The sequence below is a fragment of the Desulfobaculum senezii genome (assembly GCF_054657395.1).
In genome coordinates this window covers 162709-175607 of sequence record NZ_BAAHYU010000001.1, presented here as the reverse complement: position 1 = coordinate 175607, position 12899 = coordinate 162709, and the positions used below count along the sequence as shown (strand labels likewise).

Sequence of the window (12899 nt, the reverse complement as noted above, 5' to 3'; positions counted from 1 at the left end):
CTCCTGACCGGTCCGGAGCGAAGCGGCAAAACCCCCGCAACGCCCGGGCCGCGTCACGTTTTGACAAAAACGCAGAATCCTCCCTCTCCACAGCAGCCAATTTCCACAATAGCTGCGGCCGCAAGTCCCCGTATCCACTTTCATATTGTCAATTTCGTCATGAAAATGTAAGAGTGTCCAACGTCGTCCATCCCCGTGGTTTCGTTTTGGATACCTGCCACAGGACGAAAAGGGGCGTGTGGTGTCTGCGTCTTGCTTTCAACCGCACCTCCAGCAACATTGCTTTCGCGCCGTATCTTCGGTATTGCCGCGAAAAGATACGCATTTCTCATAGATGCGCATCAGGCTGCAGGCGGGGGCTGCCTGTAGCCCATGACAGTATTGTCACCCAACTACCTATTTGGAGGTGCTTGATGAGACGTTTTATCATTGCATGCATCTGCGCCGTTATGGTCATGGGCATGAGCTCCATGGCTTCGGCAAAGACGCTGAAGGTCGCATTTGATGCCGACCCGGTTTCCCTTGACCCGCATGTGCAGCTGTCCGGCGGCATGCTCCAGTACTCCCACCTCGTTTTTGATCCGCTCATCCGCTGGACCAAGGACATGGCCTTCGAGCCGCGCCTTGCCATGAAATGGGAGCGTATCGATCCCCTGACCATGCGCTTTTACCTGCGCAAGGGCGTCAAGTTCCACTCCGGCAACACCTTCACCGCTGCCGACGTCAAGTGGACCCTCGCCCGCCTGAAAAAGAGCCAGGACTACAAGGGGCTGTTCACGCTCTTTGATGAGCCCACCATCATCGATGACTACACCATCGATATCAAGACCACCAAGCCGTACCCCCTGCTGCTCAACATGGCGACCTACATCTTCCCCATGGACAGCAAGTTCTACACCGGCATGGACGAAGAGTCCGGCAAGCCCAAGGACGCCATCGTCAAGATTGGCCCCTCCTTCGCCCTGAACCACGAGTCCGGCACCGGCAAGTTCACCGTGACCCACCGCGAGCACGGCGTGCGCATGGTCTTCAAGGCTTTCCCCGAGTACTGGGACAAGAACTCCGGCAATGTTGACGAGCTCGTCCTCACGCCCATCAAGCAGGCCGCAACCCGCGTGGCTGCCCTCCTGTCCGGCGACGTTGACTTCATCATGCCCGTGCCGCCCCAGGACTACGACCGCATCGACGGCGACCCCCGCGTGAACCTGATCACCATGCCCGGCTCCCGTCTCATCACCCTGCAGCTCAACCAGAAGCGCCGCCCCGAATTCGCTGACCAGCGTGTGCGTCAGGCCATTGTCTACGCCACCAACAACGCGGGCATCGCCAAAAAGATCATGAAGGGCCGCGCCACTGCTGCCGGTCAGCAGGCCCCCGAGGGCTACGTGAGCTTCCAGGAAGACCTGAAGCCCCGCTTCGACCTGAACAAGGCCAAGCAGCTCATGAAGGAAGCAGGCTACGCCGACGGCTTCACCTGCTCCATGATCGCCCCCAACAACCGCTACGTGAACGACGCCAAGATCGCGCAGGCCTTTGTTGCCATGCTCGCCAAGATCAACATCCGTGTTGACCTGAAGACCATGCCCAAGGCCCAGTACTGGGATCAGTTCGACGCTCAGGTTGCCGACATCCAGATGGTTGGCTGGCACCCCGACACCGAGGACTCCAGCAACTACACCGAGTACCTGCTGATGTGCCGCGACCTCGAAGCTGGCATCGGCCAGTACAACAGCGGCAACTACTGCAATGAGGAAGTGGACAGCCTCATCAACGCTGCCATGACCGAGACCAACCCGGCCAAGCGTAGCGCCATCCTCAAGAAGGCCGAACGCATCATCTATGATGACGCCGCCTTCGTGCCCCTGCACTGGCAGCACCTCTCCTGGGCCGCCGCCCCCAAGTGCAAGAACGTGGACGACATCGTCAACGTGATGAACTTCCCCTACTTTGGCGACCTGATCGTCGAGTAGCCAGCTTGGTCGGAGTCGTTGAGGACTTGCATAATTGACCACAAAAGTGTAAATCCCACCCGCTCCGGTGAAAGCTTTTGCAGGCCCGGTCGCCCTTTGGCGGCCGGGCCGAACAAAGGCTTTCGCCTTCCCATTCAGGGTGTTGCGCTCTTCTCGGGCGCGACCGCAGAATCCGCAAACTCACAACAAGCATAGGCCATGTTCGCATTCACAGTTCGCCGCATTGCGCAGGCACTCATCGTGATGCTGGTTATCAGCGTCATCGGTTTTGGCATCAAGCAGGCCGTCGGCGACCCGATCCGGGATATCGTGGGCATATCCGTGTCCGCCGCCGAAAGGGCGCGCCTTGCCGAGGAGCTGGGGCTTAACGACCCGCTCCCCGTCCAATGGGTTCGCTTCGTCAAGGACGCCGCTCACGGCGACCTTGGCCAGTCCTTCTTCTTTAAGCAGCCCGCTCTGGAAGTCATCATGCAAAAGGCCCCGGCTACGCTGGAGCTGGTCATCGTCGCTTCCATCATCATCTTGGTTCTTTCCATTCCGATAGGTATCTACTCGGCATGTAAACCGAATGCATTCCTCTCACGATTCTTCATGGGAGGGTCAATCATAGGCGTCTCGATCCCCGTCTTCTTGACGGCTATCCTGCTCATCTATTTCTTCTCGGTGAAGCTCCACTGGCTTCCATCATATGGACGCGGCGAAACCGTTATGCTGTGGGGATTCTGGAGCACCGGCTTCCTGACGGCGGATGGTCTGAAGCACCTCATTCTGCCGGGCATCTCGCTGTCCTCGGTTATGCTGCCGCTGTTCATCCGCCTTATCCGTGCGGAAATGAAGGAAGTGCTGGAGGCCGAATACATGAAGTTTGCCCGCGCCAAGGGCCTGAGGCCGTGGCGCATCCTCATCGTGCACGGCTTTAAGAACACCTTGCTCCCGGTCATCACCGTGGGCGGCGTGCAGCTGGGCACCATGATTGCCTTTACCGTTTTGACCGAAACGGTCTTCCAGTGGCAGGGCATGGGCTTCATCTTCCTGGAAGCTGTGGAGCGCGCAGACTCCTCGCTTCTGGTGGCCTATCTTGTGTTCGTCGGCGCCATCTTCGTGTGCGTGAACACCGTTGTGGACATCATCTATGGCCTGGTGAACCCCATGGTCAGGGTTGCAGGTAGGAAATAATAATGAGCATCTGGAAACGCTTCAAAAAGTCGTACTTCCTCTATAGCTTCCTGCGCGATCCGCTGGCTATGGGGAGCTTCATCCTGTTGGTCTTTTTCGTGGTGGCCGGTTTTTCCGCGCCCATCACCGCACCGACCAACCCCTACGACACATCGCAAATCAGCATCATGGATTCCGAGCTGCCGCCCATCTGGATGGACGGCGCGGACCCGAGCTTCATCCTCGGCTCCGACGCACAGGGGCGCGACCTCCTGTCCACCATCCTCTACGGCACCCGCGTGTCTGTGGTTATCGGCCTTGGCGCCGTGAGCCTGCAGGCCATGCTCGGCATTCTTATCGGCCTTGTGGCCGGCTACCGCGGCGGCAAGCTGGACTCCATCCTCATGCGTGTGGCTGACGTCCAGTTGTCGTTTTCCACCTATATGGTGGCCATCTTCCTCGGCGCCATCTGTCAGGCCGCCTTTGGCGTAGCCAAATACGAGCAGATTGCCGTGCCGTTCCTTATTTTCGTCATCGGCTTTGCCGAGTGGCCGCAGTATGCGCGTACCGTTCGCGCCTCCGTGCTGGCCGAGAAGAGCAAGGAATATGTGGAAGCGGCCCGCGTCATCGGTCTGCCGTCCCGCCGCATCATGTGGCGCCACATCCTGCCCAACACGCTCACCCCGGTGCTCGTTATCTCCACGGTGCAGGTTGCCAACGCCATCATGAGTGAGGCCGCCCTGTCCTTTATCGGTCTGGGCATGCCCGTGACCAAGCCGTCCCTCGGTTCGCTCATCAAGTCCGGCTTCGAGTACTTCTTTAGCGGCTCCTGGTGGATTACCATCTTCCCGGGCATTGTGCTGGTTGGCCTCATCCTGTCCATCAACCTGCTTGGTGACTGGATGCGCGACTTCCTCAACCCCAAACTGTACAAGAAGTAAGCCGTGAAGATTCAACCGCAAGACACAACCAACGAGACCGGCAAGCTGCTGGAAGTTCATGACCTGACGGTCAAGTTCGCCATGCGCAAGGGCACCCTGCCCGCGGTGAACAACGTGAGCTTCTCCCTGAATCCGGGCGAACGTATGGGTCTGGTCGGCGAATCCGGCGCTGGCAAGTCCGTGACCGGCTTTGCCATCCTGAACCTGATCAGCAAGCCCGGCTACATTGAGTCCGGCAGCGTCCGCCTTGAGGGCGAAAATATATCGGCCCTGTCCTACGACGAGATGCGCCACATCCGCGGCAACCGCATCAGCATGATTTTTCAGGATCCCATGATGACCCTGAACCCCGTGCTGACCATCGGTACCCAGATGGTGGAAACCCTGCAGGCGCACCAGAATATCTCCCGCAAGGACGCCGAGGCCATCGCCATTGAAAAGCTGCGCAAGGTGTACATTCCCTCGCCGGAAAAGCGCCTGGAGCAGTACCCGCATGAGTTCTCCGGCGGCATGCGCCAGCGCATTGTCATTGCCATCGCCCTGCTCACCTCGCCGAGCCTTATCATCGCCGACGAGCCGACCACCGCGCTGGACGTGACCATTCAGGCCGAAATCATGGCCCTGCTGGAAGAGCTGTGCGAGACCGAAAACATGGGTCTCATCCTCATCACGCATGACCTCGCCGTCGTGTCGCAGGTGACCCAGAAGATCGCCGTCATGTACGCAGGCCGAGTCATCGAGATGGGCCTGACTGACGAAATCATCAAGAATCCCCTGCATCCCTACACCCGTGGCCTCATCAGCGCCCTGCCTCAGGCTGGCGGCGCCAAGGGCGCGCGGCTGGCACAGATTCCCGGTGTGATGCCCAGCCTCCTGAGCATCCCCAAGGGCTGCGCCTTCCATCCGCGCTGCAACATGTGCTCCTCGCAGTGTACGACGGAGCTGCCGCTCCTCACCTCGCGCGAATCCGGAAACCTTGTTGCCTGCCACTGTGTATAGGGAAGGACGGTAACTCTCTGTGAAGACTTCTGTCGATACGACCAATCCGCTGCTCGGCGTTAAAAACGTCGTTAAGCATTTTGATATCTCCGGCGGCATGCTGGACCAGATTAAGTTCAGCGGCGGCAAGATTCGCCGCGAGCAGACCCTCGTCAAGGCCGTCAACGACGTCACCTTTGACATCTTCCCCGGCGAGACGCTCTCCGTGGTCGGCGAGTCCGGCTGCGGCAAGTCCACCCTCGCCCGGACGGTGATGGGCCTGTATGCGCCCACCAGCGGCGAACTGCGCTACCGCGGCGAGCGGTACGACAGCCTCACCGCCCGCCAGATGATGCCCTACCGCGCCAAGATGCAGATGGTGTTTCAGGACCCCTACGCGTCCCTGAACCCGCGCATGACGGTCAAGCAGATTCTGGAGGAGCCGCTGCGCTTCCACTTCCCCACCCTCAGCGACGCCGAAGTGCGCGACAAGCTGGAGGAAGTGATGGGTCTGGTTGGCGTGCGCCCCGGCTGGGCCGGCAACTACCCCCACGAATTCTCCGGCGGCCAGCGCCAGCGCATCTCCATTGCCCGCGCGCTGATGGTGGACCCGGAATTCATCGTGGCGGACGAGCCCATCTCCGCGCTGGACGTGTCCATTCAGGCGCAGATTCTGAACCTGCTTATGGACGCGCAGGACAAGCGCGGCCTGACCTACATGTTCATCAGTCACGACCTGTCGGTTGTGGAGCACATCTCCACCCGCGTGGCCGTGATGTACCTTGGTACGCTGTGTGAACTCACAGAAGCCGACAAGCTCTTCAACGATCCCCTGCACCCGTATACGCAGGCGCTGTTGTCGGCCATCCCCAAGCTGGGGCAGAAGGGATCGGATCACGTCAAGCTTTCCAGCGACGTGCCGACGCCCATCAACCTCCCCACGGGCTGCGTGTTCCACGGCCGCTGCCTCCACGCCAACGAGCGATGCAGCAGGGAAATCCCGAAGCGCATTGAGCCGTCGGCAGGCCACTTTGTTGCCTGCCACGCCGTGGAGGAAGGCCGCATCTAAGGTGCTGCACTTTCTGACCTTTTGGTAGTCATTCCCCGCCCGGGTCCGCCCGGGCGGGGATTCTGTTTCTCACACCTTCATTTGGGCAAGCATGGACAACGCGCCTCATACTCCTTGGTACGTCTACCTTTTGCGCTGCGCGGACAACTCGTTGTACTGTGGCGTCACCACGGATATCCATCGCCGCCTGAACGAACATAATTCCGGGAAGGGTGCCCGCTATACCCGCGGACGCGGACCAGTCCGGCTGGAGGCGTATGCCACCTTTGCCGACAGGGTCACCGCCTGCCGCGTGGAATACGCCGTCAAACAGCGGCCCGCCGCTGAGAAACCCGCCTTTCTACAACACATGCAGGACGTCCACGCCGCCGGGCAAGCCTCTGGCGACACCGCGTCCTCCTTGGAGTGATTTGTGTCCAATACCGCTCTTGCAAATGAAATCCGCCGCGAGGTGGCCAAGCGCCGCACCTTCGGCATCATCAGCCACCCGGACGCCGGTAAAACCACGCTGACTGAAAAGCTGCTGCTCTTTGGCGGCGCCATTCAGATGGCCGGCACCGTCAAGTCGCGCAAGGCCTCGCGCCACGCCGTGTCCGACTGGATGAAAATGGAACAGGAACGCGGCATCTCCGTGACCTCCTCGGTCATGAAGTTCGAGCACAAGGGCTACGAGATTAACCTCCTCGACACCCCCGGCCACGCCGACTTTTCCGAAGATACCTACCGCGTGCTCACCGCTGTGGACTCCGCCCTTATGGTCATTGACTCGGTCAAGGGCGTTGAGACGCAGACCGCCAAGCTCATGGACGTCTGCCGCCTGCGCGACACGCCCATCATCAGCTTTATCAACAAGCTCGACCGCGACGGTCAGGACCCCCTCGACCTGCTGGCGGACATTGAAGAAAACCTCAAGATCGAATGCGCGCCCATGACGTGGCCCATCGGCATGGGGCTGGACTTCAAGGGCACCTACAACCTTGTGGACAACACCCTGCACCTGTTCAGCCCGGACAAAGGCGCAGAAGTGCAGGAAGGCGTCATCATCAACGGCCTTGACGACCCGCTGCTGGACGAATACCTCGGCGAGCAAGCCGGGCAGCTGCGCGACGAAGTGGAACTCCTGCAGGGCGCGGCCAACCCCTTTGACAAGGAGCGCTACCTGAAGGGCGAGCAGACGCCCGTCTTCTTCGGCAGCGCCATCAACAACTTTGGCGTGCGCGAGCTGCTGGACCACTTTGTGGAGCTGGCCCCCGCGCCCGGTCCGCGCCCCACCACCACCCGCGAAGTGGACCCCACGGAAACGGGCTTCTCCGGCGTGGTGTTTAAGATTCAGGCCAACATGGACCCCCGCCACCGCGACCGCATCGCCTTTATGCGCATCAACTCCGGCAAGTTCACCCGGGGCATGAAGGTCAAGCACCACCGCATCGGCAAGGACATCCAAATCAAGGACGCCACCATCTTCATGGCGCAGGACCGCGCCAACGTCGATGAAGCCTACCCCGGCGACATCATCGGTGTGCACAACCACGGCACCATCAAGATCGGCGACACCTTCACGGACAAGGAAGCCCTCAAGTTCACGGGCATCCCCAACTTTGCGCCGGAGCACTTCCGCCGCGTGCGCCTGCGCGACCCGCTGAAGACCAAGCAGCTCCACAAAGGCCTCATGCAGCTGGCCGAGGAAGGCGCGGTGCAGCTTTTCCGCCCGCTGACCAACTCGGACTACATCATGGGCGCTGTCGGCGTTCTGCAGTTTGAAGTCATTGTCGCCCGGCTTAAGAACGAGTACAGCGTGGATGCGGCCTACGAGCCGGTGAACCTGCACACCGCCCGCTGGGTCAGCGCCGAGAACCAGCGCGACCTCGACGCCTTCCGCAAAAACTACATGGGCGACCTTGCCGTGGATGCGCAGGACGATCTGGTCTTTTTGCCCAACAGCATGTGGCGTCTGGAGTCCACCGTGGAGCGGTGCCCGGACATCACCTTTACAAAGACCCGCGAGCACAACTAGGCTAAAGCAAACACGCCGCCGCGAAAGCGGCGGCTGGATACAACCAATGCTTATGACGGATATATCGAAATATCAGGGTAAAATCGCAAAAGACGAAATCATGGCCCTCCCCCTGCGGGCCTGGGAAGGCGAGACGGAACTCGTGAATACGCCAGAAGCCGTGCCGGGTGCGCTGAATGCACTCAGCGCCGCACGGGTCCTTGGCTTTGACACGGAATCCCGCCCCGCCTTTCGCAAAGGCAAGTACTATCCACCGTCCCTCATCCAGTTGGCGACGGCGGACAAAGTGTTCATCTTCCAACTCTCCAAGCTGGAGTTCCCGGACGGGCTGTGCGACGTGCTGTCCAACCCCGCCATCGTCAAGACCGGCGTAGCCGTGCGCGACGACATCAAGGACCTGCAAAACATCAAGTCCTTTCCCGAGGGCGGCTTTGTGGACCTTGGCGTGGTTGCGCAAGCGCTCAAGCTGGAAACCCACGGCCTGCGCAACCTCGCGGCCAAGTTTCTGGGCTTTCGCATTTCCAAGAGTGCGCGTTGTACCAACTGGGCCAACCCGCGCCTGACCAAACAGCAGATTGCCTACGCCGCCACCGATGCTTGGGTGTCGCGTGAAATCTACATGGCCATGGACGACTGCGGCCTGTTTGACATCCAGCCCAACTAAAACGCGGCCCTCCGGCCCAAAAAGCGAGCCCCCCGCATCACGTGATGCGGGGGGCTCGCTTTTTGATTCGGGGGTGGGAGAACCTCCGGGGCAATGCGCCTCGCTGGTGGCGCCGCCCTCCAGCGCAAGACCATGCGGGCGCCAGCGCGACGCCCAAACGTCTCCACCGGGCACGGCCACTGACTGCACACGGCTCCTGCGCCCCTCGGCAACATGGCGCAGGCCATGCACCCAAGCGCCACAGCGCGCCGACTAGGCGTCCTCGTCCTGCACGAGGGAGAGCATATCTCCGGGGTCCTCGCCAAGTTCCTCGGCGCGCAGAAGCCGCCGCAAAATTTTCCCGCTGGGCGTCCGGGGCAGGCTGGCGCGCGGTTCTATGGCCTTCATCTCCGCAACGGAGCCAAGCTCGGCGCGCACGTGGGCGCGCAGGGCGCGGACAAGGTCGTCCACCGACGCACCGTCAGCGTCCCACTCCTCGGCCAGCACCACAAAGGCCTTGGCCACTTCGCCCTTGATGGAATCCGGCACGCCGATAACCGCCGCCTCAGTGACGGCCTTGTGGGACACCAGCGCGCTCTCCACCTCGGCGGTGCCAATGCGGTGCCCGGCAATATTCATCACTTCATCCGCGCGGCCCTGAATCCAAAAATAGCCGTCCGCGTCCTTTCGCGCCACGTCTCCGGCGCAATACACGCCGCCGGGAATACGCTCCCAGTAGTCCTCGCGCAGGGCGTCCGGCGCGCCGTGGATGCCGCGCATCATGCCCGGCCACGGCTGGCGCAGCACCAAAAAGCCGCCCTTGCCCGCAGGCACGGGGTGCCCCTGCGCGTCCACCACATCGGCGTCAATGCCCGGTATGGGACGGTTGACGGAGCCGGGCTTCAGGAGCGACAGCGGCAAGGGCGAGATGAGAATCATGCCGCTCTCGGTCTGCCACCACGTGTCCATGATGGGGCACTCGGAGTGGCCGATATTCTTGTACAGCCACACCCACGCCTCGGGGTTGCACGGCTCGCCCACCGTGCCCAACAGGCGCAGGGTGGAAAGGTCCTTTTGCCGGGGATACTGCGTGCCGTAGCGCATGAGCATACGGATAAGGGTTGGCGCGGTGTAGAGGATGGTCACGCCATAGCGGTCCACCACATCCCACAGGCGGTCCGCCTGCGGATACAGGGCCGAGCCTTCATACATGACAGTGGTGGTCCCGGCGATGAGCGGGCCGTAGACCACATAGCTGTGCCCGGTAATCCACCCAGCGTCCGCCGTGCACCAAAAAATATCCGTGGGCTTGATGTCGAAGACCCAGTTCAGGGTGCGGTTGACGCCCACCATGTAGCCGCCATGGGAGTGCACAATGCCCTTGGGCGTACCCGTTGTGCCGGAGCTGTACAGGATAAACAGCGGGTCATCGGTGTTGAGCACTTCCGTCGGAGACTCCGGGCTCTCGCGGCGCACAAGGTCGGCGTACCAGATGTCGCGTGGCTCGTGCATTTCGGCCTCAACATTGGCCCGGTGCACCACCACGCAGCTTTCCACGCCCCCCGCGTCCGCGCCGGACAGGGCTTCGTCCACAATATGCTTGAGGTTGATGACCTTGCCGTTGCGGTAGAAGCCATCGGCGGTGACAAGGAGCTTGGCCCCCACATCGCGCAGGCGGTCGCGCAGGACCTTGGCAGAATAGCCGCCGTAGACCAAGGTATGCACCGCGCCAATCTTGGCCACGGCCAGCATGGCGATGGTGACCTCGGGCAGCAGCGGCATATACAGCACCACGTGGTCCCCGCGGCCAATACCCAGCGAGCGCAGGGCGTTGGCGAAGCGGTTCACCTCGCGGTAGAGCTCATAGTAGGTATATTTGCGCTGGTCGCCGGGTTCCCCTTCCCAGATGAGGGCGAGCTTATTTTTGTTGGGGGAGTCGATGTGCCGGTCCAGCGCGTTGTACACGATGTTGCACTTGGCCCCGGGAAACCACGTGTATTGCGGGGCCTTCGAATCATCGAGCACGGCGTCCCACTTCTTGAACCAGTCCAGCTCGTGCGCGGCGTCCTCCCAATAGGACAGGACGTCCTGCTCGGCCTTTTCAAGGGCCATGCGGTATTCCTGCGGGTTGACGTTCGCCTCGATGACGATTTGCGGAAGAGGACGGAAGACCCGCTCCTCCTGCAACAAGGCGTCAACAGCTCCTGTATGGTCCATCTCGAACTCCATGGTTACGCAGTTTCCACCACCGCTTCTTTGTCATAGCGCAGGTGGAGCCGCCAAGCGGCGAGTATTCGGCCAAAGGGCCGTGCGGCGCGGTAAACGGTCGCCGCGGGAAAGCATATTCGGTTGGGCTACAGCCCCAAAATTTTTTTCAGCTCGGCAATGCGCCTGCGGCTGATGGGCAGCTCAATGCGCGTTTTGCCCGCCGTTCGCAGCATAAAGTTGCTGCCCGGAAGCGAGGCGATTTCCGTCACCATGTCCAGATTCACCAAATATTTGCGGTGCACGCGGAAGAATCTGTGCATGCGCAGCCTGTCCTCCAGATTCTTCAACCTGTAGGACGTTAAAAACTTCTGCTTGGCCGTGTGCACGTAGGAATAGTCCTCGTAGGCCTCAACAAAGATAATCTGGGTGTAGGGGATAAGCAGGGTGCGCCCGTCCATGGTGACGGCCAGCTTTTCGATGTCCACCTGCCGCGCCTGACTGGTGTAGTCCCACGCCTGCGAAAGTGCCTTGAGGAAGCGGTCCTCATCCTCGTCGCCAAGGTGCACCTGCACCGTGGCTTCCTCGCTCACCTCGGCGGCGGGTTCCTTCCAGTGCGCGGGCTCGGGTATTTCCTTATAATGGGCGCGGAATTGCTTCAGGCGCTGGATGGTCTTGCCAAAGCGCTCACCCTTCACCGGCCACAGGAGATAGTCCGTGGCGCCCATCTCAAAGGCGGTAAAGGCGAGGGTTTCATCCTCGGCAATAAAGACCATGGCGGGCTTGTGCTTTTTGCCCGATAACGCCTGCGACAGCTCAAAGCCGGACACTTCGCCGGGCAGGTCCACGGCGGTGAAAATGACGCCATAGGGGATGTGCTCCAGCATGGCGAGGGCTTCCTCGCCGGTGACGGCCTCGCCCAGCACGCGGCAAAAATCCGCTTCGCCAAGGAGTTCCCGAAGGGACTGCCTCACGAGCGGGTCGCGGTGCACAAGCAGGACGTTCAGCTGGGACATGCGCCATCCATTGGGTTGAGTCGCGGCGGCCAAAGCACTTCTAATCCCTAGAGATAGCGTGAAAAAGCCCAGCAGGCAAGAACGCGCACAGCCCCGCGCAAAACAAAGGCCCCGGCAATGCCGGGGCCTGTTGTATACAAAAGCGGGCGCGGAGGGGCTAGTGCGCCTTTCTCCACGGCTTTTCCTCGCCTACGGCAAGGCGGGCGATGTTGTCGCGGTGCCGCCAATAGACCAGCACACCGATAAGGGCCGCAAAGATGGCGAGGGTGAATTCACCCGTCACCACCAGCAAAATGGGCAGAACGGTGACAAGGGTCAGGGAGCCGAGGGACACGTAGCCCGAGGCCAACACCACAACCACAAGCAGCAGCGCGGAAATGACCGTGGACCACGGCGCAAGGGCGAGAAACACGCCAACCGTGGTGGCAACGGCCTTGCCGCCCTTGCCATTCAGGAACACGGAATACACGTGTCCCAGCACGGCGGCGAGGGCCACACAGCCCAAAAACACCTTGGACTGACTAAACATGCCCGCAACCAGCACAGGCACAAAGCCCTTGCCAAGGTCGCCAATCAGCGCCAACACGCCATATTTGAAGCCACACAGGCGCGCCACATTGGTGGCCCCGGTGTTGCGGCTGCCTTCAAGCCGAGGGTCGATGCCGCAGCAGACCTTGGCGACCAACAGTCCGAAGGGCACGGCGCCCAGAAGATAGGTAATAGCGATCCAACCGAGTGACAGCATGGTTTTCTCCTTGATAAATGAACCTCCCCCACCTACCAGCACTTGCGCCGATGAGCAAGCCCGCAGGCCCCAGCCCGCGTGAACGCGGCAGAATCCTGTCGTTTTCGGCCCAATTCACGCCCATGGGTGCGCACACCATCCCTCTGCGCCCAAAAGCACGAAA

General features: G+C 61.0%; 11 protein-coding genes. 8 read left to right on the top strand and 3 right to left on the bottom strand.

Going from position 1 to position 12899, the window contains the following annotated elements; translation table 11 throughout:
• The first annotated feature begins 413 nt into the window (after nucleotides 1–413).
• From ACYQ2T_RS00735 to ACYQ2T_RS00700, 8 genes are all read left to right on the top strand, one after another.
• Nucleotides 414–1970, top strand: coding sequence for an ABC transporter substrate-binding protein (locus ACYQ2T_RS00735; RefSeq protein ID WP_459897651.1), 1557 nt, complete (start codon nucleotides 414–416; stop codon nucleotides 1968–1970).
• A gap of 198 nt (nucleotides 1971–2168) precedes the next feature.
• Nucleotides 2169–3146 carry an ABC transporter permease gene (locus tag ACYQ2T_RS00730; protein WP_404846074.1) on the top strand — a complete coding sequence of 326 codons (978 nt, stop codon included), beginning with the start codon at nucleotides 2169–2171 and terminating at the stop codon, nucleotides 3144–3146.
• 2 nt (nucleotides 3147–3148) lie between these two features.
• Nucleotides 3149–4066, top strand: coding sequence for an ABC transporter permease (locus ACYQ2T_RS00725; RefSeq protein ID WP_459897649.1), 918 nt, complete (start codon nucleotides 3149–3151; stop codon nucleotides 4064–4066).
• A gap of 81 nt (nucleotides 4067–4147) precedes the next feature.
• Nucleotides 4148–5065, top strand: coding sequence for an ABC transporter ATP-binding protein (locus tag ACYQ2T_RS00720; RefSeq protein ID WP_404846206.1), 918 nt, complete (start codon nucleotides 4148–4150; stop codon nucleotides 5063–5065).
• A gap of 97 nt (nucleotides 5066–5162) precedes the next feature.
• Nucleotides 5163–6113 (top strand): ABC transporter ATP-binding protein, encoded by a 951-nt coding sequence (locus ACYQ2T_RS00715; RefSeq protein ID WP_459897686.1) that lies wholly within the window; start codon nucleotides 5163–5165, stop codon nucleotides 6111–6113.
• Nucleotides 6114–6204: 91 nt separating this feature from the next.
• Nucleotides 6205–6522, top strand: coding sequence for a GIY-YIG nuclease family protein (locus ACYQ2T_RS00710; protein WP_459897647.1), 318 nt, complete (start codon nucleotides 6205–6207; stop codon nucleotides 6520–6522).
• A 3-nt stretch (nucleotides 6523–6525) separates the two neighbouring features.
• Complete coding sequence (locus tag ACYQ2T_RS00705; RefSeq protein ID WP_459897645.1) at nucleotides 6526–8127, top strand: peptide chain release factor 3; 1602 nt, start codon at nucleotides 6526–6528, stop codon at nucleotides 8125–8127.
• Nucleotides 8128–8173: 46 nt separating this feature from the next.
• Entirely contained in the window at nucleotides 8174–8791 is a 618-nt protein-coding gene (locus ACYQ2T_RS00700) for a 3'-5' exonuclease (RefSeq protein ID WP_459897643.1), read from the top strand.
• Nucleotides 8792–9043: 252 nt separating this feature from the next.
• Here the strand turns inward: ACYQ2T_RS00700 and acs are convergent, their stop codons facing one another.
• The 3 genes from acs to plsY form a co-directional block, all read right to left on the bottom strand.
• Nucleotides 9044–10987: an acetate--CoA ligase gene (gene acs, locus ACYQ2T_RS00695; protein ID WP_459897641.1), complete on the bottom strand. Its 1944-nt coding sequence runs from the start codon at nucleotides 10985–10987 to the stop codon at nucleotides 9044–9046.
• A 137-nt stretch (nucleotides 10988–11124) separates the two neighbouring features.
• Nucleotides 11125–11991: a LytR/AlgR family response regulator transcription factor gene (locus ACYQ2T_RS00690; protein WP_459897639.1), complete on the bottom strand. Its 867-nt coding sequence runs from the start codon at nucleotides 11989–11991 to the stop codon at nucleotides 11125–11127.
• Nucleotides 11992–12148: 157 nt separating this feature from the next.
• Entirely contained in the window at nucleotides 12149–12736 is a 588-nt protein-coding gene (plsY, locus tag ACYQ2T_RS00685; protein ID WP_459897637.1) for a glycerol-3-phosphate 1-O-acyltransferase PlsY, read from the bottom strand.
• Between the last annotated feature and the right edge of the window lie 163 nt (nucleotides 12737–12899).